The 20120-nt window shown below is 42.7% G+C and carries 16 protein-coding genes; 8 read left to right on the forward strand and 8 right to left on the reverse strand.

The genetic code is table 11. The annotated features are described in order from the left end of the window. Positions 1–15 precede the first annotated feature (15 nt). From IPJ09_12210 to IPJ09_12230, 5 genes are all read right to left on the reverse strand, one after another. Positions 16–1413 carry an MATE family efflux transporter gene (locus IPJ09_12210; protein MBK7372180.1) on the reverse strand — a complete coding sequence of 466 codons (1398 nt, stop codon included), beginning with the start codon at positions 1411–1413 and terminating at the stop codon, positions 16–18. A gap of 19 nt (positions 1414–1432) precedes the next feature. Then, the gene (locus tag IPJ09_12215) at positions 1433–2293 is read right to left on the reverse strand and encodes a PorT family protein (GenBank protein MBK7372181.1); all 861 of its coding nucleotides are present in this window, start codon (positions 2291–2293) and stop codon (positions 1433–1435) included. A gap of 88 nt (positions 2294–2381) precedes the next feature. Next, positions 2382–3395 (reverse strand): metal-dependent hydrolase, encoded by a 1014-nt coding sequence (locus IPJ09_12220; protein ID MBK7372182.1) that lies wholly within the window; start codon positions 3393–3395, stop codon positions 2382–2384. A 10-nt stretch (positions 3396–3405) separates the two neighbouring features. Beyond that, positions 3406–4668, reverse strand: a complete 1263-nt coding sequence (locus tag IPJ09_12225; GenBank protein ID MBK7372183.1) for an aminotransferase class V-fold PLP-dependent enzyme — start codon at positions 4666–4668, stop codon at positions 3406–3408. Between the two features lie 65 nt (positions 4669–4733). Further along, positions 4734–5450 (reverse strand): SOS response-associated peptidase, encoded by a 717-nt coding sequence (locus IPJ09_12230; GenBank protein MBK7372184.1) that lies wholly within the window; start codon positions 5448–5450, stop codon positions 4734–4736. Between the two features lie 246 nt (positions 5451–5696). Here IPJ09_12230 and glgB point away from each other — a divergent pair, with 246 nt between their 5' ends. From glgB to IPJ09_12250, 4 genes are all read left to right on the forward strand, one after another. Continuing rightward, positions 5697–7646 (forward strand): 1,4-alpha-glucan branching protein GlgB, encoded by a 1950-nt coding sequence (glgB, locus tag IPJ09_12235; protein MBK7372185.1) that lies wholly within the window; start codon positions 5697–5699, stop codon positions 7644–7646. Then, positions 7633–8553, forward strand: coding sequence for an ROK family protein (locus IPJ09_12240; protein ID MBK7372186.1), 921 nt, complete (start codon positions 7633–7635; stop codon positions 8551–8553). The genes glgB and IPJ09_12240 overlap by 14 nt, the downstream gene beginning before the upstream one ends. Positions 8554–9005: 452 nt before the next feature. Then, positions 9006–9971 (forward strand): polyprenyl synthetase family protein, encoded by a 966-nt coding sequence (locus IPJ09_12245; protein MBK7372187.1) that lies wholly within the window; start codon positions 9006–9008, stop codon positions 9969–9971. After that, a complete protein-coding gene (locus IPJ09_12250) occupies positions 9971–11098 on the forward strand; it encodes a hypothetical protein (protein ID MBK7372188.1) in 1128 nt (375 codons plus the stop codon). Before IPJ09_12245 ends, IPJ09_12250 begins: the two co-directional genes overlap by 1 nt. A 2-nt stretch (positions 11099–11100) precedes the next feature. On the opposite strand, the gene IPJ09_12255 is transcribed toward IPJ09_12250, so the two are convergent. After that, positions 11101–11457, reverse strand: a complete 357-nt coding sequence (locus IPJ09_12255; protein MBK7372189.1) for an antibiotic biosynthesis monooxygenase — start codon at positions 11455–11457, stop codon at positions 11101–11103. 120 nt (positions 11458–11577) lie between these two features. Here IPJ09_12255 and IPJ09_12260 point away from each other — a divergent pair, with 120 nt between their 5' ends. The 3 genes from IPJ09_12260 (at position 11578) to htpG (ending at position 17297) form a co-directional block, all read left to right on the forward strand. After that, entirely contained in the window at positions 11578–13083 is a 1506-nt protein-coding gene (locus IPJ09_12260) for an ATP-grasp domain-containing protein (GenBank protein ID MBK7372190.1), read from the forward strand. Positions 13084–13199: 116 nt separating this feature from the next. Then, entirely contained in the window at positions 13200–15299 is a 2100-nt protein-coding gene (locus IPJ09_12265) for a DPP IV N-terminal domain-containing protein (protein ID MBK7372191.1), read from the forward strand. A 135-nt stretch (positions 15300–15434) separates the two neighbouring features. Further along, positions 15435–17297 carry a molecular chaperone HtpG gene (gene htpG / locus IPJ09_12270; GenBank protein ID MBK7372192.1) on the forward strand — a complete coding sequence of 621 codons (1863 nt, stop codon included), beginning with the start codon at positions 15435–15437 and terminating at the stop codon, positions 17295–17297. A 249-nt stretch (positions 17298–17546) separates the two neighbouring features. On the opposite strand, the gene IPJ09_12275 is transcribed toward htpG, so the two are convergent. Next, a complete protein-coding gene (locus IPJ09_12275; protein MBK7372193.1) occupies positions 17547–18098 on the reverse strand; it encodes a hypothetical protein in 552 nt (183 codons plus the stop codon). Positions 18099–18108: 10 nt separating this feature from the next. Continuing rightward, positions 18109–18708, reverse strand: a complete 600-nt coding sequence (locus IPJ09_12280) for an HD domain-containing protein (protein MBK7372194.1) — start codon at positions 18706–18708, stop codon at positions 18109–18111. A gap of 275 nt (positions 18709–18983) precedes the next feature. On the opposite strand from IPJ09_12280, the gene bshA reads away from it, so the two are divergent. Further along, complete coding sequence (gene bshA, locus IPJ09_12285) at positions 18984–20111, forward strand: N-acetyl-alpha-D-glucosaminyl L-malate synthase BshA (protein ID MBK7372195.1); 1128 nt, start codon at positions 18984–18986, stop codon at positions 20109–20111. Positions 20112–20120: the final 9 nt, after the last annotated feature.

The following is a 20120-nucleotide window of genomic DNA, read 5'->3' on the forward strand; positions in this document are numbered from 1 at the left end:
GATCATGGACTCGATTTACACCTTAATCTCTTTCCACCTACCTTTTCTGAAAAAATAATAACATGCCAATGCAATAGCCGTCTCAGCCACCGGGATCGATATAAAGGCTCCGGTCGACCCCATACCAAATGGTTTAGACAAGACATAAGCCAGGGGTATCTGAAAACACCAGAACCCAACAAAATTAATCCAGGTTGGCGTGCGTGTATCCCCTGCTCCGTTAAAGGCCTGCATCATCACCATACCTATCCCGTAAAAAATATATCCGGTGCCGATGATCCTTAGCGATTGAATGCCTACACGGACTACTTCAGGTTGTTCTGAAAATATCCTGATGATAGGACCAGGCAAGCCAAGGAACAACAAGGTCACGAAGATCATGAAATAAACATTGTATCTCGCGGTGAGCAATACCGATTGTTCTGCACGTTCTGGTTGCTTAGCACCGAGGTTTTGACCCACCAAAGTGGCAGCTGCATTGCTCAATCCCCAGGCAGGGAGAATAAAAAAGACCACATTTCTGATAGCTATCTGATACCCAGCACTTGCATCAGTACCACCTGTCTCAGCAACGATTTTGGCTAAGATGATCCAGCTTCCGGAAGCTATGACGAATTGTAAAGTAGCTGGCCAGGCGATGTCGATCAACCCTTTCATGACCGGCCAATCAATTTTGAATTGGCTCAGTTTGATTTTGATTGGACCTCTTCCTTTAAATAAATGGTAACACTGGTAGACTACCCCTGAACTCCGCCCAATAGTGGTGGCAATAGCTGCCCCTGTCAAACCAAACCCCTGCCATGAGCCCAGTCCGTAGATCATGATGGGACATAGTATGATATTCAACCCACTTGCTATCCAAAGGCTGCGCATCGCCATCGCTGCATCACCCGCCCCCCGATAGATACCATTGATCAAAAACAATAATATGATGGCCACACTGCCGCCCAGCATGATTTTGGAAAAAATATGTCCTTGTGCAACTACATCGGGTTGAGCACCCATAAATTTTAGGATATCTTCCGCGTAGATTACCCCAAGTATACTAATAACCGTAGTGACCAACAGTGAGATCATAAGCGATTGTACTGCAGCATGACTGGCGGCTTCGGGATCCTTTTCGCCGATCCTGCGAGCGACCATCGCGGTAGCAGCAGTACTCAAGCCGATCGCAGCAGAATAAATCAGGGTGACCACAGCCTCTGTCAATGCAACAGTCGCGATGGCTCCGGATCCCAGCTTACCCACGAAAAACATATCAACGACGGCAAAGACACTCTCGAGGCTCAGCTCCAGGATCATAGGGATAGCCAGGAGCACGATCGCAGTCCGCATATTGCCTTGAGTGTAGTCAGTCTCTTCTCCGCGCAGAGCTTGCACCACGATCTCTATGTACCTTTTTAATGTAGGCATAAACTAGAAAGGAAACGATCTATAACTGCAGCATAATAGAAAACTGCAAACTTCGATTTAGATATTTAGCCGGAATGAGATTAAACTCCTTCGCCTGATCGAGGGACTTATAACTAATGTCAAAATCATCATTTGATACATCAGACAACCCCAACTGATATCGGACACCTGCATACAATCCACTGCTCAATCTATAATGAAGGGCACCACATAGACCATAGTCCAATACATTGTATTTACTACCATCCGGTTTGGTCTTATACTCATAATAAGCCCCCAATCTCTCCGGCAATACGATTTGGTCACCCTCCAGTTTGATGGTCTGCGTAGCAGTCGAAGAAGTAGTGCCTGCTTTGTCTCTAAAGAAATTTTGATCCAACAGGAACTTAATAGGTCCTACTACGGCATTGCTGTTATCTCTTTTACCTGAATAGTTCAGATCCCCTCTACCAGTAGACCCGACCAGGATGGAAGCATATCCGCCGACAGATACATCCAACCTTTCAAACAATAAAGTGTAAAACATCAGCGGGACATCAATATAATTATTGTTTATCGCCACGCTCATATTGCGGGTACCACTGGTCGTAATAAACTGACCATTCTTTCTAATCGTAAAATAACTCGGTCCATCGTAAGTATATTTCGATCCTTTCTGAGAAAAGATGAGTTCACCCCGAAGACCCATGATATCTGTAAAACCATAGGAAAAGGTAGGTCCGACATGGAATCCCGGCAAATTGCTAAAAGAAGAGTTTTCTTCTGCAGTACCTTGAAAATGGGCTGAGTTGAGTCCAATGCGCAAGCCAAGATGAGCGCCTTGGGCTTGAACCAAGTGAAAACTCAATAATCCTAAACATAAAACAACTATCGACCTCATAATGTACCTGTATTATTTTTTTGAAAGAGGGTGCAAAGATCGGAAAAAAAGAGTTGTCAGACTCAAATTGATCAATTTCACAATACAATCAATTTCCTTTGATCTTCTGCCATAAGGCACCCATAGCTTCAAATCCGCCCTGGGGCCAGGGGTTGACTTTGATCAGATGAGCAGTATCTCCAGCCTGACGCTCCAGGGGATAACTGAATGTAAATCGGCCCAATTGATCAGTCCATCCGGTTGAAGTGCCAAACCTCAGGTCGTGAAAGTAAGGTGTACCATCCATGAGGCTGATACAGGAATAACCTTTGGCAAACCGCTTCAGCTTGAGATATTCTTCCTGCGACCCAAAGCCTTCGGAGAGCTGATCATTGGCTGGAATGAAGGTAAATTTTACATTAGGGTCTTTGCCCAATAATGAATGATACCCTGAGTAATACCCTGAGTCGGACCTTGCCATGGTGCTCCAAAGGACATTATTAAGGGGCCCCGGAGTGAGGCTCTGATCTGAAATACTCAGCTTTTGCACTTGAAATTGATTCTTAAATAAGGTTTCAAAATGTGAGCGGTTAATAAAAGTCCAGACCAGATAGATGGAAGAGATCACGATCGCATATTTTGCCCATGTAGTCTTAGTATCAATGGATGGTTTTTTTCTCAAAAGCACCACAAAAGCCATCAACATAGGCAAGGTGAATGCCGGATCAGCTATAAAAATCGTGGTATATGCAAATCTAATGTTGGAAAAAGGCTCTAACAGTCCTGTCCCGTAATTGGTCAATGAATCTATAAATAAATGAGAGCTTAGTCCTAACGCCATCACCAGGGACCAGTCTTTCCATGGAATCTCATATTTTTTATACCATTGACTCAGCCCCCAACCTCCAAAGATCGAGCACAAAATGGCAAACAGGATAGAGTGAGTAAATCCCCGATGGATCAATAATGAATCTACAGGATGCACCCAAAAGCCTGCAAATACATCCAAATCAGGAATGGTATCTGCGATGGCACCCCACACCACTGCCTTTCTACCCGCTTTTTTGCCCAGGGCAAGGTGACCAAGACAGCCACCCAGTACTATATGTGTCAATGAATCCATCAGCAGCCTATTACGTACTCATTTCTTTCAGCGCAGCTATAAAGGTATCAAGTTCTGCTGTGGTGGTATAGATATTGGGGGATATCCTGCAACCATGTACATTGGCACCATCGATCGCCACAGTAAAGATTTTATATTTTTCCAGCAATGTTTTCGCCAGATCAGCCGGCTTCATGCCTTTAACACCAACATTGGCTATGCCACAGGATCTGGATGGGTCTTCAGGTGTATTCAGATCGATATGGGGCAAATCGCGCACTTGAGTTGTCCAGTATTGCTGCAGATATCTCATCCTTGCTTCCTTCCTCGCAGGACCTATCAAATTATAATAATCGATAGCATCCATTACTGCCAGGTGAGTATGTACAGGAGGTGTGCCGGTATGGTTTAACTTGCGTATATCATCATCCTTATAGCCGGTGTCACCAAACATTTGCCACAAATTATTGATTTTATCTTGTCGTACATACAATAATCCTGCACCCAAAGGGGTACTGAGCCATTTATGCAAGCTGCTTGCATAATAATCACAATCTAATGAAGAGATGCTGTATTCAAAATGGCCTACACAATGAGCTCCGTCTACGAGTACATCGACTCCGTGTGTATGGGCCATCGCACAGATCTTCTGGATAGGCAGTATTTGGCCGGTGATATTGATCATATGACTGACCATAAGCAGCCTGGTATTGGGCGTGATTGCTTTTTCATATAAGGACACGATCTCCTCATCATCTTTGGGATGCAATGGCACATCAACTTTTTTATTGACCAGCCCATATCGGCGAGCCTGCAATCGGAACATGTCCAGCATAGAGCCATAGTCTTGTATAGCCATTACAGCTTCATCACCTGGTCGCCAATCATATGCTGCGATAATGGTATCGAGTGATTCGGTTGCATTGCGGGTGAGGATGACTTCTTCAGTTTTGGCACCGACAACCTGGGCAAGTTTTTTTCTGATTTCTATATTGTCTTTTAAACGGTGGTTTCGCATATACCATGATCCCTGGAAGTTGACCTCTCTCTCCCTTTGGATATGCCGATCCATGATCTCCTGCGGCATGATGCAGTAGTATCCGTTTTCAAGATTGATGTAGTCAGGTTTCAGACGATATCCTTCACGCACTTTAGCCCAAAAATCTTCGTCGGTAGACAAGTCATTGGCACTTCGCAGTTCGTTGGAAGCCATTAACTTGTCGAGGGTCGACATAAAAGTACCGGACATCAATCCTGCTTTACTTATGCTTTTTATAAATTCCCTTTTATTCATCTTGGGAAAATACGAAGGAATTTTTGAGTATCAAAACAACTGAAAACAGATGAATTACCATCACTTCAGCTTCCACTGAATAAATCTATTTGTTCACTTTGGTCTCCGACTTTTACTTCTTCTATCAATGACGCGTCATTTTCACTCACTTTACCGACTCTTTCACTCACAGGATATGCAGACATTTCGTCATCAGGATATGGGATGATCAATAGCAATGCTTCTTTGACGGAGAGAGTTGGATCGATCCATAGTTTTTCCTGTCCGGGCAATAAGATGGCGGGCATGCGATCATGGATGGCCGACATCATTTTATTAGCAGGCTGGGTGATGAGGGTAAATGATTCAATGACTTCACCCTGCGGAGATTTCCATTTTTCCCAAAGTCCCGCTATGGCAAATAGTTTGCCATGCTCTACCACTATGCGATAGGGTTTTTTCTTTTTACCGATCGTTTTCCATTCATAAAAACCATCTACAGGCACGATACACCTTCGTCTTTCCAAAGCTTGCTTAAAAGATTTTTCTTCTACTGTTTCGATACGGGCATTGATCATTTTATAGCCTACTTTTTGATCTTTTGCCCAGAAAGGGATGAGACCCCAACGCATCGGTCGGAAGTGTTGCGGATCATTGTTGGCTATCACCGGCATTACATGCGTAGGCGCAACATTAAAATTGGGCAATGGATTGTATCGCTCCAGGTCTTCAGAATAAAAACTAGCCTGGAAGCGCTCTTCCAGCTCTTTCTCGGTTTTAGTCAGTGAAGATCTTCCACACATAGGTTGTGATTATAGCGATATGATTACTTTTTTATTCAAGTAAATGACCTCTTTCTAAGCCAAATACTTTTTTTTTAGTGGAGTCAAAACCTTTTGAAAATATTTTCAGTTTCTGTGACCATCAGCTACCTTGCAATACCATTTTAATAACTTCCCCTAAAGATACTTTAAAATTAATCCGACGGTTATTCTAAAAAGTTTTAAACCCGATTTTACCCCTTCCATCTAATTGCTTAACTTTCCACCATGCCAAACCATGTAAAACCATATTCGCGATTTACAGACTTCGATATCAGTTTGTTTAAATCCGGCAAACACTTCAGATTGTATGAGCACTTTGGATCTCATATCGTTGAGCATGATGGGGAAATGGGAGTGTATTTTGCGGTCTACGCACCAGCTGCCAAGGTGGTGACTGTGATAGGCGACTTCAATTTTTGGGCAGGAGACCAACATATACTCCAGGTGAGGTGGGATGCCTCGGGCATCTGGGAAGGATTTGTACCCGGCCTCAAGCAAGGTGATAAATATAAGTATAGGATCTTTTCCAACCATGACGGCGTGGTCACTGAAAAAGCAGATCCATATGCCCGCTATTGTGAGCATCCTCCATACACAGCATCATTGGTGTGGCCTATTGACTACACCTGGTCCGATGGACATTGGATGGAGACCAGGAAAGAAAAACAAAAACTTTCTCAACCCATGTCAGTCTACGAAGTACACCTGGGCAGCTGGCGAAGACCGTGGCATGAAGACCGACCGTTTAGCTACCAGGAGCATATAGACCAGTTAGTACCCTATGTCAAAGAGATGGGATTTACACATGTCGAGCTGATGCCGGTGATGGAACACCCCTACACTCCCAGCTGGGGATATCAGATCACCGGGTTTTATGCTCCTACGAGTCGATTTGGCACCCCGCAGGATTTTAAACGATTGATCGATGCGTTTCATGCTGAAGGAATAGGAGTAATCCTCGATTGGGTACCTTCGCACTTTCCTGAAGATGCCCACGGCCTGGGCAAATTTGATGGCACTGCGGTCTATGAGCATCCTGATCTTCGCAAAGGATACCACCAGGATTGGAAAAGTTTGATATTTAACTATGAGCGCAACGAAGTGAGGTCTTTTTTGATCTCCAGTGCAATATTTTGGTTGCATCAATATCATATCGATGGTCTACGGGTAGACGCTGTAGCCTCCATGTTATACCTGGATTATTCCAGAGAAGCTGGCGGCTGGGAACCCAATATCTACGGTGGCAATGAGAATCTGGCTGCTATCTCCTTTCTCAAAGATTTTAACGAAGCAGTATATGTTGCTTTTCCTGATGTGCAGACTATTGCGGAGGAATCTACTTCTTTTGCGAGGGTGTCCAGGCCGGTATTTATGGGAGGACTCGGCTTTGGGCTCAAGTGGATGATGGGATGGATGAACGACACCTTGCGGTATTTCAAGACTGATCCTTTCTTTAGGCGTTATCATCAGAACACCCTCACCTTTAGTATGATGTATGCCTTCACCGAAAATTTTACCTTGCCATTGTCTCATGATGAGGTCGTACACGGCAAAGCTTCACTGATCAATAAAATGCCCGGTGACTATTGGCAGCAGTTTGCCAACCTCCGGACCTTGTTTTCTTATATGTTTACTCATCCCGGATCCAAACTACTCTTTATGGGCGGCGAAATAGCTCAGTTTCATGAATGGAAGTTTGACAGCAGCCTTGACTGGAATTTATTGAGTGAGTTTTCACATCTGGGTGTTCAAAATGTAGTGAAGGCACTCAATCACCTCTATCAGTCAGAAAAAGCCTTACACGAACATCAATATCAAAGTGAAGGTTTTGAATGGTTGGATTGCAATGATGTAGATTCTTCCGTCATCTCCTATATCAGAAAATCCAGCGATCCACAAGATTTCTTAATGATCATCTGCAATTTTACTCCCGTGCCAAGGCATGGATATCAATTAGGCTGCCCTCCCTGTGATAGTTATACTGAAATATTTAATTCCGATGACAGCAAATATTGGGGCAGTGGTATCGTCAATAGCCAGCCTATCCCCGTAATCGAAGTGCCAAAACATTTCAGGACACATTCCTTAGAGGTAGAACTCCCTCCTCTGGGTGTAAGTGTGCTAAAGCCTAATTTTCCAGTCAAACCAAAGAAGAAGAAAAATGTCGCAACTTAAATGGGGAATAGACCTGGGCGGCACCAAAATAGAAGGTGCTGTCCTGCGTATAAAAAATGATCAGCCAGATTTTATCATCCGACAAAGAGTGTCTACAGAGAGCCAATATGGGTATGATCATATCATCGATCGCATCGCAGACCTGGTAGAAGATCTTAAAAAAGAAACCGGAGAGTCTCCCACCCAGTTGGGCATTGGCACTCCTGGCAGTTATGATCCGATCACCTTCATTCACAAAAACTCTAATACGACCTGTCTCAATCACCGGACCTTTAAGTCTGACCTTCAAAAAAAACTAGGTATACCACTCTTTATGGCTAATGATGCCAATTGTTTTGCGATCGCAGAAGCTACGCTGGGCTCGGTGCCGATGCAGATCCCGGGTGCCAGGGTAGTCTTTGGCATCATCATGGGTACCGGAGTCGGTGGAGGATTGGTGGTCAATGGCCAGGTGATCCATGGGCGTCATGGTATAGGAGGAGAGTTTGGCCATATCCGTACTGAGGACAATGACATTGTCTGTTATTGCGGCCATACAGGTTGCAACGAAAATGTGATGTCAGGTCCAGCCCTTGAAAATTATTATTTCCAAACATCGGGTCTTAAAAAATCGATGAAGGAGATCGTGCAAGCCTGGCGCTCCGGTCATGATGTACATGCCCTCGCTACGCGTGATCGCATGCTGCACAATTTTGGCCTGGCATGTTCTTATATTGTCAACCTCATAGACCCTGATGCCATCGTGATAGGAGGAGGCGTAGGCCAAATCGATGAACTCTATGAATATGGGCAAGCCGAGATTTTAAATCATATGTTCAATGATAGATGTGATACTCCGTTACTCAAGCCGGCGCTGGGAGATAGTGCCGGTGTGGTGGGTGCTGCGATGTTGGGTGGAGGAGGGTAGGTCAATGACATAATTTGGAGGTGTCAAATTTTGGATCCTCGTGAATAAGCTTTAACTAATTTAAATGAAGCGAAGTACTAAATTTTGAAGACAATCATACTACCTTTTCAAAACCCAATGAGGCAATTTCAAGATAAGGGCTTGTCCGGGTCGTAGACTTCAAACGCTTTGTAGAAGAGGTTATTTTAAAAGAAAATATTTTCCAAATGCTGCATTTTCGTGGAAAATATTTTGTCTACCCTAATACTTTCTTCTCATTGGAACAAATTTTCCTTTGCACCTTCAAAAGGTTTTATTTGGTTCTTCTGACTCTAATGTCTGGAGCCCACTGAAGGAAAATTGAAAATAAACCTGGAGCCAAACGAGTAGATAGCCAGCAGCAATAAAATGAATGGTACCCCCAAAATCTATCCAGTCTGTGCTGCTCCGCAAGATTTCCTTATTTTTCCGCCATGCTTTCATTACCAGAACTGGGCCAACTGTTTGAATCTTATCGAAGAGCACATGCTTTTAAGGGTACGGTAGCAGAGCTTTATGCCCCGGCACAATACCTGATGGATCTTGGTGGAAAGCGGATAAGGCCTCTGAGTACCCTGGTGGCGCATCAACTTTATCACGACGAAGTAGACCTGGCCTTGCCGGCGGCCTTAGCGATGGAGGTTTTTCACAATTTTTCGCTCATGCATGACGATATCATGGACGAATCTCCCCTGCGCCGCGATCATCCTACCGTCCATATGCAGTATGATCTTAATGCTGCGATCCTCTCCGGTGATTGGATGCTGATCCATTCTTATGAACTCCTGGCCGGATATGATGCCTCTAAAGCATTACCAATGATCAAATTGCTCAACAAAACCGGAGCAGAAGTGTGTGAGGGTCAGCAGCGGGATATCAATTTTGAATCGACAATGAACGTGAGCGAAGCCGCATATATCCAGATGATCCAGGATAAGACAGCCGTGCTGCTGGGAGCATCTTTGCAGATGGGAGGATATACAGCAGGTGCGCCTGCCAGTGATCTGGATGCCTTATATCTGACGGGTATCAACGCCGGGATCTCATTCCAATTGATGGATGACTATCTGGATGCTTTCAGTCCTACAAGTGGCAAAATAAAAGGTGGAGATGTGCTGCAAAATAAAAAGACCATTTTGTTTATTCACTGCCTGCAAGAAGCGAACGAAACTGACCGCAATCAACTATTAAACTGGTATCAAATACAGACACCTTCTGACGAAAAAATATCGGGCGTATTACATTTGTTTGAAAAATACCAGGTGCCTTCATTTGTCAAAAACATGGTTCAGTCTTATGGCCAAAAATCAATGAAAGCACTCGACTCGATCTCAGTCGCTCAAAGTCGAAAAACAAATCTCGAAACTTTATTGACAGAATTATTGAATAGAAATAAATAATGGGTTTAGAACTTGTAGAAATAAATCATCTCCATAAAAAGGAATTAAAACAATTTATCCAATTTCCTTTTGACTTATATAAAGACCATCCTTATTGGGTACCTCCATTGTGGGCTGATGAATATGATATGTTTTCACCGGTGCACAATCCTGTGCTACAACATTGCCAGCTCAAATTATTTGTCGTCATAGAAAATAATGTCGTCAAAGGCAGGGTTGCGGGCATCATCAATCACCGGGAAAACAAACTGTATGGCAAGTCAAAGGCCCGGTTTGGCTGGTATGATGTAGTAGACGATCCGGCAGTCACCGAACTTCTACTTGAAGTGATCGAGACCTGGGCCCGTCAATCACAGATGCAGGAGATAGAGGGTCCGATGAGTTTTACCAACCTGGACAAAGCAGGCTTGTTGGTCGAAGGTTTTGATCAGCTTCCTACCATGGCGACCATGTACAATCCACCCTACTATGCTACGCATCTGGAATCCATAGGCTATACCAAAGCAGTAGATTGGATAGAGCACGAACTAGAGTGTCCGACAGTCTTGTCCGAAAGGTTTATCAAATTCAATGATATCCTCAAAGAAAAGTACAACCTTCATACCATACAAATCCGTAGTAAGGATGAAACGACCAAATACGCGTATAAAATGTTTGAGTTGATCAATAAGACCCATCGGGATCTGCATGGATTTGTTGCCTTCGAACCAGAACAAGTCAAATTATATGTTCGTAAATATTCACGAATTCTCAAACCGGAGTTTATATCCCTGGTGGCTGATGCACACGATGAACTGATAGCTTTTGGCATCGCGCTCCCTTCCGTGAGTAAAGCACTTCAAAAAGCAAAGGGCAGGCTGTTTCCCACCGGTTGGTATCATCTGTGGCGATCTTTGCGTCACAATGATCGCCTGGACTTATATCTGATCGGCACAGACCCAGCCTGGCGAAACAAAGGGGTCCATGCACTTATATTTTATGAGATCACCAGTGCCGCGATCCGGCATGGAATAAAAAAGGTAGAGTCCAATCCAGAACTGGAGACCAATGTACAGGTGCAGCTGCTTTGGAAGGGATATGAGTATCGACAGCATAAACGAAGACGCACCTACCAAAAAACCTTGTAAGCTTAAGGCAGGCAATTCGGTCTAAAAAAGCCTGCCTCCTGAATCATGATCTCCAGGGTGGTATAAGGCCTGCCATGACTTGATAAAAACATATCACCAAATGTAGCCACGAAGTCTGTAAATACCGGACCACTGACATGTGAAAGAAAAGCTGCTTCGTCTTTGTATATCTCAAAAAATATGACCTCCCCGGCAGCGGGTGTTGGCAGGCTGGGTTGGTTAAAATCCGGAGTATGCACAGTATAGGCCCAGGTGTCCGGCTCGGCTTGCTGAACTTTTATGACTAAAGCTTTGAGTGCCGCGATAGCCTCATCCCGAAAGTGGTCCAGAATAGTCCATTTTGATATGATCGGGTACATATGAAGAGCGTTTTTAAAAGGGATATGAATTCAATGAAGATAATGATTTTAATCTCTATATATTTATAAATTGTTTTCTTTGAATTTGATTTTATTGAAAAAAAACATCATAGATTACCGATGGACCAACTTTCAGAATTTATGCTCACAGATCAAGAAAAAAACCAATTTATAAAACAACAGGAGCAGCTGATAGGCCAATTTCAAATCCAGTTTCCCAACTCTCTGGCTCCTAAGACGGTCATCATTGTGCCTAGCCTGACAATGGATACTGAGATTCTGTCCAAAATATCTGGTCATATACATTACGAAGAGCGATTGCTCTGCCTGCTCCTACTCCTGCGCATGCCGCGTACGAGGGTTATTTATATCACCAGCACCCCAATAGATGATGTCATCGTAGATTATTACCTCCATTTGATCCCCGGAGTGACAGCGATGCATGCGAGGCAGCGACTGACCCTACTGTCCTGCTATGACAGTTCCAACATTTCATTGACTGCCAAGATACTGAGCAAGCCAAGGTTATTGACCCAGATAAAAGCTTTGGTGCCTGCGGATCATGTAGCTCATATAGCTGCCTTTAATGTTACCCCTTTGGAGGAAAAACTAGCATTAGCGCTGGGGTTTCCCTTGTATGGATGTCCATCTGACTTGTCTCATTGGGGATCCAAGACAGGTAGTCGGGAGATATTCCGGCAGGCTGGCATTCCAATGCCTCCAGGCTTTGAAAATTTATACACGGTGGATGATCTGATTCATGCTTTAAACCAATTAAAATCAGAACATCCTGAGGTTAGAAAGGCGGTACTCAAACTCAACGAAGGTTTTTCTGGTGACGGCAATGCAGTGTATAAATATCAGGAAAACAAACAGGTCACATCAGATAGCTTGTTGAATGATCTTAAAACAGTCGCAGAAGATCTCTCCATTGATCTATTCCTTTCTAAGATGGCTTCGATGGGCGGTGTGCTGGAAGCATTCATAGATGGTGATATCAAGACTTCCCCTTCTGTGCAATGTGTCATCAATCCACTGAAAGAGATAGAGATAGCGTCTACCCACGATCAAATCCTGGGAGGAGAGTCCGGCCAGGTGTATCTAGGGGCAAGGTTTCCAGCTGATCCGGCATATAGAAAAGAAATAGGAGTTCTTGGTTATAAAGTAGCTGCTCACATGGCTACCTTGGGCGTATTGGGTAGGTTTGGCGTAGACTTTGTCTCGGTCAAAAAAGACGATCATTGGGATCACTATGCAATAGAAATCAATCTGCGTAAAGGGGGCACTACCCATCCTTATCTCATGTTACAATTGCTCACAAATGGTCATTATAATTATACAGCCGGCGAATACATAATGCCCAATGGACAGACCAGGTATTATATGGCTACTGACGCCCTGACATATGACAATTTCAAAAAACTGACCCCCACAGATCTGATCGATGTGGCTATCTGCAATGGCCTGCATTTTGATGCTACTACGCAGGAAGGAGTCATGTTCCACCTGATTGGCGCCATTGCTCAACATGGCAAGCTGGGTATACTGTCTATCGGCTCCAGTCCCGATCGCGCACAAGAAATCTACAACCGGACAACTGCTTTGATTTTAAAAGAAACTGAGTAGCTTTTGGTATTCAATTGTAATTCAAATTTCTTATTGGAGAAAAAAAACATCATTTTTGAAGCATAAAATTTGTTTATATAAATCTCCAAATTAAAAATTTTCAATCTCTACCTTATATGAAACAATTCCTCACAGCTTTGATCGTTTGCTTTTTATTTCATGCACAAACACAAAGTCTTCCTAATATAACCGGCTGGCTGGATGACAATAACTATCTCGAGTCCAGGATGGATAACATGGTCACCGGAACCTATAAAGTAAATGCAGCCTCAGGCCAGAGTACTCCATATATTGCGCCTCAAACTATCAAGCTGCCAGATAGCCTCAGATCTTATAGTTGGGGTATTTCGCCAGAGGGACATTATTTATTAAAAAAACAAAATGATCTTTTTCTATTTGATGGAACCTTGCGTGCTTTGACTTCGGATGCATTGGAAGAAAAAGTCCCTGCTTTTTCTCCTGACGGCAAAAGCATAGCATATGTCAAAGGCGGAAATCTTTGGGTGGTCTCCCTTCAAAAAAATCTACATCAACAATTGACCACGGATGGCAACGAAGATGTTTACAATGGCAATGCCTCCTGGGTCTATTATGAAGAGATCCTGGGCAGATCTTCCAGATACAGAGCATTCTGGTGGAGCCCGGATGGTAGCCGGATAGCCTATCTCCATTCAGATGACAACCCTGTACCAAAATTTCCAGTGTATAGATCTGAAGGTGTGCATGGCAGTCTCGAGATGGAGCATTATCCTAAGTCTGGAGATCCCAATCCTTTGGTTCATATGGAGATCGTGGACCTGAGCACCGGTTCGATTACAAAAATAGAGGAAGATGCCACAGCAGACATGTATACTGCCTGGCCTTTCTGGACACCTGACAGCAAACAGTTGATTTTTCAGGAACTCAATCGGGATCAGACTCACCTTAGCTTTTACAGTTATGATATTCAGCAAAAATCCAAGACATTTTTATTTGATGAAAAATATCCTACGTGGGTAGAATTTCATGAAGATATCTGGTTTTTAAAAGATAATAGTTTTTTGATGATCCACCCTTTAGATGGATGGTGGAATATTTATAAATATGACCAACAATCCAAACAAGTCCGCCAACTGACTAAATATAAATGGAGGATCAATGACATCGTAGAAGTAGACGAATCTAAAAACAGAATCCTGTTTACTGGTACTGGTGACTTCGCACTCAACAAACAGTTATACAGCATCAAACTGGACGGATCCTCTTTAAAACAATTGTCTCAGGGAGAGGGTACTCATCAGGCGAGCTTATCTCCGGGAGGTACTTACTTTATTGATTCCTGGAGTAGTCTGCAATCACCCAAAGCCATGTATGTGGCCACTACCGAAGGGAAAAAACTAAGAGATATAGGATCTTCTCCCGATCCCAACAAAATAGCAAGGCTCAAAACCGAATATTTTACCGTGCCCTCTGGCGATGGATTCGATCTGCCGGTAGTATGGACGCTACCGGCAGACTTTGAAGAAGGCAAAGCAGCGGGCAAAGTATATCCCGTGATATTCAGTATTTATGGTGGTCCTGATGCAGGCACCTTAAGAAATGCCTACCGTGACAATACCCAAAATAAATTGCTCAACCAGGGAGTCATCACATTATCCACAGATCACCGGGCCTCCGGTAAGTTTGGCAAAAAAGGATTGGATTTTATGCACCGCAACCTTGGCAAATGGGAAATCCACGATTATAGTAAGGTCGCAGAATGGCTCAAAACATTACCTTACATAGACACTACCCATATCGCCATCGAAGGTGGCAGTTATGGTGGTTATATGACCGCGCTGGCTCTAACCAAAGCTCCTAATTTATTTACACATGGTATGTCTTTTGCACCCGTCATCGATTGGAGATTATATGACAATGTATATACAGAGCGCTACATGGACACACCACAAGACAATCCTGAAGGCTATGAAGCCGGCGATGTATTGAATTATACAGATCAACTTAAAGGAAAATTATTTATTGTACATGGTAGTGCAGATGACAACGTACATATGCAAAATACATTCCACCTTATTGAAAAGTTACAACTGACCGGCAAGCAGTTTGAGATGATGGTTTATCCGAATGTCCGACATGGCTGGGGCGGTGCCCGTAAGACTCATCTTAACAATCTGGAAAATGATTGGTGGAACAGGCAAAATTTTGCTGCCAAAAAACCTGCACCCAAAAGTTAAGAAAAATACTGACTTTCTGGCTTTTATTGAGCCCGGCTCATTCCTTACTCGTCAAATTGTCAGGTATTTCTCCAATGGCATAGCCTTTGTCATTGGCTTTAAGCATCTAATATTTCAACATAAAATCAAATAGCCATGAGTGAAAAAGGCCAAATAGCGGTTCAAACCGAAAATATCTTTCCAATCATTAAAAAATTTCTTTATTCTGATCAGGAAATCTTTTTAAGAGAATTGGTATCCAATGCCATTGACGCGACTTCCAAGCTGCAGACCTTGTCCTCTAAAGGATTGGTCAAAGGGGATCTTGGGGATCTGACCATCGACATCCTGATCGATGAAAAAAAGAAAACCCTGACCATCAGGGATCAAGGCATCGGGCTGAGTGCCGACGAAGCCAGAAAATACCTCAATCAGGTTGCCTTATCATCCGCTCAGGACTTTATCGAAAAGTATTCAGGCGAGGCTAATATCATCGGCCATTTTGGACTTGGTTTTTACTCTGCTTTTATGGTTGCCGACAAGGTCGATGTGCTCAGCAAGTCGTATAATGAAGACGAATCACCTATCCTCTGGACTTGTGATGGCAGTCCTGAATACACGCTCAAAGAGGTTAAGAAAAAGAGCCGTGGCACAGACATCATCTTACACATCAATGAAGATGGTAAAGAATATCTTGAAAAAAACAAGATCGAAGATCTACTCAAAAAATACTGCAGATTTTTACCCTTCCCTATTCGATTTGGTACCAAAACAGAATACGACTGGGAAGGAGAAGGGGAGGATCGAAAAGAGAAGAAGACAGAAGTAGATAATATCATCAACATCACTCACCCGATCTGGAAAAAATCCCCCACCGATCTGACAGATGAAGACTATAAGAAGTTCTATAGCGATTTATATTTGTTCAGCGCGCCACCTTTATTCTGGATACATCTCAATATTGATTATCCCTTTAACCTGACCGGAATTCTTTATTTCCCCAAGATGACGACGGGGATGGATTGGCAAAAAAATAAAATTCAGCTGTACAGTAACCAGGTCTATGTCACTGACGAAGTGAAAGATATCGTACCTGATTTTCTGATGATGTTGCATGGAGTGATCGACTCACCAGATATCCCGCTCAATGTATCCCGCAGTTATCTCCAGAGCGACCGGCAGGTGAAGAAAATCACCAGCTATATCTCCAAAAAAGTCGCCGAAAAACTAGAAGAGCTATTTAAAAACGATCGCCCTGGTTTTGAATCCAAGTGGAATGACATCGGTCCTTTCGTAAAATATGGCATGCTCACAGACGAAAAATTTTATGAAAAAGCGGTTGGATTCGCTCTATTTAAAAGCCAGGATGGAGCCTATCATACTCTTAATGAATATCGGGACAAAATCAAAGTCAATCAAACCAACAAAAACGGAGAGGTCATTTACCTGTACACCCATGCGCCTGCTCAATACCATGCCCAGATATCTGCGGCTGGTGATCGTGGTTATGATGTATTGGTATTAGATCAACCTATTGACAATCATTTTGCCCAACATCTTGAGTCCAAAATTGAAAAAACTCATTTTGCCCGCATCGATAGCGAGACGCTGGACAAACTCATAGAAAAAGAGGAGAAAATAGAATCAGTATTATCTGCGGATGAACTCGACAAGGTCAAAAAAATATTTGAACCCTATGTACAGGGGTCGATGAATAAAGTAGAGGTACAATCACTATCCCCATCAGAAGCTCCGGTACACATCATTAAACCTGAATTCATGCGTCGGATGAAAGAAATGCAGATGATGCAAGGGTTGGGAGCAGATATGTTTCCTGATTCTTACCAGGTGATTGTCAACGGCAATCATCCGATCATCGCCGAAAAATTGATGCATGCCACAGCAGAACAACAAGTCGACATATCCAAACATCTGTACAGGCTGGCCTTACTCAATCAAAATATGCTTTCAGGAGCTGACCTTACAGACTTTGTAAAGAAAAGCTTGCAGATGATCTGATCAGTCACGACTGTTATTCTAGCCGGCTTCCAACTTTTTTAGAAACTAACGCTAAAGAAGACTAAACCGGAGCAGGCAGGAGCATATAGATATTTTGGTACCGCAAGGCATGTTGTTATAGGTGTAATGGTTTAACAAAAGAATTTTCATGATCCCCGCAGGTCTGCCCAGGCCGAACTTAAGATAGGATCCGAAAAACTCATCTTGTAATCTTACAGTAACGGACTTTATTGTTGTTGGAAAATCCTGTCAGGCTATAAAATAATTGAGCACTATCAACAGGATGGTGATCAGGCTGACCAGGAAGGCAGATATGGACTTGCTGATATCATCAAATTTGCCGCTTGCGATGATAGAGTTGATATAGATCTGATTGCACAATTCCATATGGATTTTATCATGGGCTTCGAGCACTTTTAAGGATTTGGCATAATATTCCTCGGGAGAACTTACACTTCTGGCTATACTTCCGAAAAAGATAATAGAAGGAGGGAACTTGAGTTTTAAGGAAGGTTGAATACATCTAAAACCAAATACAATGGCTACCAAAGAAGCAACTAAATACAATACACTCAATATCAGCACTATATAAGAGTTTTTGACCATGGCAGCGATCATCTCCACATTAGAAAAGACAAGAGAAATCGAGATGCCATAGATCATAAAAATGGTATAAGCTTTGGTATCAGACTGCCTGATCCAAGCCAGGTTGACATCAAGGATTCGCCAATAGTTTTCAGTGACCTCATCTATATTAGTAGGTACGTTGAGTGTAGAATCTTTACTGGATATCACGTGCATGGTATCGTTCTCAGGCGGTAATTTTATTTTTCTTTAAAGCTTTGAGGTACTTCAATTTCGCTGGTGCTCTGTGTTTTTTAGAATATTTTGTAAAATAACTATGAGCCTCAAGAAAACTTATCTGTAGCTCGTTCCAATCTTCTTCATTCATTTGCCTGATATGACTCTTGATCTCTGTATACAAAGTGTCTGCGATCTCAAACACATCTTTCCTTCCTAAATAGTCAAGGTCTGCATCACAGATGATTCTCTCCAGAAGTGAGTCCGGGGTTTGGGGTATTTTGGTAGCTCTGATCAAACCACAGATTACCTCTATATCTTCTTTGCTTATTTTGTACTTGGGAAGCATCTTTTTGGCTATTTCACATCCTGCTTCTTCGTGGCCTCTATAGGTAGTAGTAAATCCGGAGTCATGTAATAGGATGGCCAATCTCAACAAGCTCATGTCTTTGTCACTGATGTTTTCAGTTTCTGCAATAGTCAAGCCTGCTTGCATGACATCCATGGTATGATGCAGACCATGATAAGACAGGTCATCGGGGAGATCTTTCTCCAGCTTATTCTTTATCGCAATTTCGGCTGCTTTATAATCCGGAGCTGCTATTTTCATATTAATATTGATATACTTAGAGTGTTGAATGGTGATCCTTGACTCTTAATATTTAATTCAAAATAAGTATTATCTCAAAAATGAGTCCAAATTTTAAATTTTTCTTTCATCTTTGAAAATACAATTTTAGGAAAAATGCTGCAAATATGCATAAGTACCTAAAAATGAATATTTTGTAAATATATTTTTTTAAAAGAAGTAATTTATTTTCTCCTAAAATGAACCAATTGATTTAAAAATTGTCCATCAAGCATCTTAACTAATAATATAATTTAATGAGAATTGGCATTGTATGTTATCCCACTTTTGGTGGATCAGGTGTGGTCGCCACCGAATTAGGCATTGGATTGGCGAAAAGAGGTCACCAGGTGCATTTTATCACCTATAAGCGACCAGCAAGATTGAGTCATTTTTACACCAATATCTATTATCATGAAGTCAATGCCCTTGACTATCCCCTTTTTGAATATACCCCGTATGATACTACCCTGGCCAGCAAATTGATCGATGTCATCAAATTTGAAAAAATAGACCTGCTGCATGTTCATTATGCAATCCCCCATGCCACTATAGCTTATATCGTAAAAAGTATATTGGCCACCAAAGGAATCAAAATACCGGTAGTCACTACCTTGCATGGTACTGACATTACACTTGTAGGTACAGATCCCTCTTTTACTCCGGTAGTGGAGTTTAGTATCAATCAATCCGATGGAGTCACTGCTGTATCTGAAGACCTTAAAAAAGATACGCTCAGAAACTTTAGTATCGAAAAGGATATTAGAGTCATCTATAACTTCATTGATTTTGAACGATTTAGAAAGATTGACAAAGAACATTTTAAAAAAGCACTTGCCCCTGAAGGCGAAAAAATACTGATCCACACTTCCAACTTCAGGAAAGTGAAGCGGGTCGACGATGTTATTAAGATTTTTGCCAAAGTAAATCAAGCCATACCCAGCAAACTCTTGTTGATTGGTGATGGACCTGAACGCCAGCGACTCGAAGATCTTTGTCGCAAAATGGAGATCTGCGACGATGTGCGATTTTTAGGTAAACAAGATGCTATAGAGGAGTTGTTGGCAGTCAGTGACCTCTTTTTGATACCCAGTGAAAATGAAAGTTTCGGTCTTGCCGCCCTGGAGGCTATGGCCTGCCATGTACCCGTGATTTCTTCCGATGCAGGTGGATTACCCGAGCTCAATATTCACGGCTATAGTGGCTGCGTTTTACCCATAGGGGATGTAGATGATATGTCGAAGCATGCGATCGAATTATTGCAAGACCCTGATCTATTGGCCAAATACAAGAATCAAGCCTACGAGCGGTCCCGGGAGTTTGACATAGATAAAATTTTGCCTTTGTATGAGCAGTTTTATGAAGAGATCAGGTCCTCAGTCTAATTTCAATGG

Source organism: Saprospiraceae bacterium (assembly GCA_016709995.1).
Taxonomy (GTDB): domain Bacteria; phylum Bacteroidota; class Bacteroidia; order Chitinophagales; family Saprospiraceae; genus JADJLQ01.

Coding starts and splice junctions, on each gene's coding strand:
- IPJ09_12210 (MBK7372180.1), bottom strand. CDS start 1,413: ATGCCTACATTAAAAAGGTACATAGAGATCGTGGTGCAAGCTCTGCGC.
- IPJ09_12230 (MBK7372184.1), bottom strand. CDS start 5,450: ATGTGTGGAAGATCTTCACTGACTAAAACCGAGAAAGAGCTGGAAGAG.
- IPJ09_12250 (MBK7372188.1), top strand. CDS start 9,971: ATGGGTTTAGAACTTGTAGAAATAAATCATCTCCATAAAAAGGAATTA.
- IPJ09_12215 (MBK7372181.1), bottom strand. CDS start 2,293: ATGAGGTCGATAGTTGTTTTATGTTTAGGATTATTGAGTTTTCACTTG.
- IPJ09_12275 (MBK7372193.1), bottom strand. CDS start 18,098: ATGCACGTGATATCCAGTAAAGATTCTACACTCAACGTACCTACTAAT.
- IPJ09_12240 (MBK7372186.1), top strand. CDS start 7,633: ATGTCGCAACTTAAATGGGGAATAGACCTGGGCGGCACCAAAATAGAA.
- bshA (MBK7372195.1), top strand. CDS start 18,984: ATGAGAATTGGCATTGTATGTTATCCCACTTTTGGTGGATCAGGTGTG.
- IPJ09_12225 (MBK7372183.1), bottom strand. CDS start 4,668: ATGAATAAAAGGGAATTTATAAAAAGCATAAGTAAAGCAGGATTGATG.
- IPJ09_12255 (MBK7372189.1), bottom strand. CDS start 11,457: ATGTACCCGATCATATCAAAATGGACTATTCTGGACCACTTTCGGGAT.
- glgB (MBK7372185.1), top strand. CDS start 5,697: ATGCCAAACCATGTAAAACCATATTCGCGATTTACAGACTTCGATATC.
- IPJ09_12280 (MBK7372194.1), bottom strand. CDS start 18,708: ATGAAAATAGCAGCTCCGGATTATAAAGCAGCCGAAATTGCGATAAAG.
- IPJ09_12245 (MBK7372187.1), top strand. CDS start 9,006: ATGCTTTCATTACCAGAACTGGGCCAACTGTTTGAATCTTATCGAAGA.
- IPJ09_12265 (MBK7372191.1), top strand. CDS start 13,200: ATGAAACAATTCCTCACAGCTTTGATCGTTTGCTTTTTATTTCATGCA.
- IPJ09_12220 (MBK7372182.1), bottom strand. CDS start 3,395: ATGGATTCATTGACACATATAGTACTGGGTGGCTGTCTTGGTCACCTT.
- IPJ09_12260 (MBK7372190.1), top strand. CDS start 11,578: ATGGACCAACTTTCAGAATTTATGCTCACAGATCAAGAAAAAAACCAA.
- htpG (MBK7372192.1), top strand. CDS start 15,435: ATGAGTGAAAAAGGCCAAATAGCGGTTCAAACCGAAAATATCTTTCCA.